This is a genomic window from Pseudomonas fuscovaginae SE-1, assembly GCF_000364705.1.
Lineage (GTDB): Bacteria > Pseudomonadota > Gammaproteobacteria > Pseudomonadales > Pseudomonadaceae > Aquipseudomonas > Aquipseudomonas fuscovaginae_A.
This window is the reverse complement of record NZ_AQOH01000381.1, coordinates 1-1,105: the sequence shown is the minus strand read 5'-3', so window position 1 is coordinate 1,105 and position 1,105 is coordinate 1. Positions and strand designations below refer to the sequence as shown.

Annotated in this window: 1 protein-coding gene; it reads right to left on the bottom strand. The window is 41.4% G+C overall.

All coding sequences use genetic code 11. The features are described from left to right. Window positions 1–405 precede the first annotated feature (405 nt). Window positions 406–1,105 (bottom strand): hypothetical protein (locus K675_RS31635; RefSeq protein ID WP_017907040.1); only part of this gene is annotated, 700 nt, incomplete at its 5' end.

Here is a 1,105-nt window from a genome sequence, read left to right as displayed (position 1 = left end):
TGGCGGCGGTGTCTACGACATTTCTTTTCGTACAGTGCCTAGATCACACAGAACTTGAAGCAAGTTCAGCCCCGCATTGCGGAGCTTTGACGCGGCACCAGACGAACGGTTTCTTGCTGTGAGGGCAGGGGATACGCCGGGCTGGAATTTGGTGGTTTTTTGCATACTTCATAGGGTAGCCACAAATAAATCAGCTAATTATGGTGTTTCGTTGAGTCGAACCGGGGCTTTTGTTTTCGTTGATCTACGATTAAATAGTTGGCGCTGACGCGAATGTACTGTCGCTGGGGTGGATTAATATTCTAATGATGTTGGCGGGGTTCCAGCTTAAATTAATTCTTGGCGAAATTTTAATGAGGGTTTGCTAGGGGGAGGTATGGCGTAGAAAGAATAAAACGTTAGCGGTCAGTATTTTCGGCTGCGCAAAGGGTTTTTAAGAAAAACACCTATGGTAGAGGCGATTCGTACAAAAGCGTATACGAAAAGTGCAAAGGCTATTACCAAGCAAATCTCTATAGGGATTTCTTTGTTATTAGAGAAGTAGAAGAATAGAGCGCTCGCCGCTGCGAGTGCAAGGGCGACAATTAGTGAGACTATCTCAAGCAAGATGTACTGGTACAAGAAGCGCGTTTCAAGGAGCTTGTATTGGTCGTCAAATTGTAATTTTACGGATGAATGTTTTTGTTTTATGAGTTGAAGTTCGTTGTTTATCTCGTTCAAAATAGAGAGAAGTGTGTTTCTTTGATTTAGTATCAATAGCATCATGAACGCAGCGAAAGCTATCGCTCCGCAAAATATGATTAGATTCTTGAGCGTCATGCTATTGCTTGTTTCGTACTGGCTCCCCACTAAGATCAAAGAGGCAGGAACGACTAAAAGTTGATTCTGTATGTCGGAAAATACTTTATTTATCCTGGTTATGAATTCGAATTTGCTTTTTTCTACTTCTGCTTTTATTTTTTGGAATGAGAATTCTGAGACGTAAAGCTGATAGCTTGAAGAGACTCTACGGTAGAATTCTTCAAATTTTTCGGCAATTAGGCCTGTTGATAGTTTTTTGTCAAATTCATTGTGAAACTCTAAGAGCACTGACTTGATTATGGTC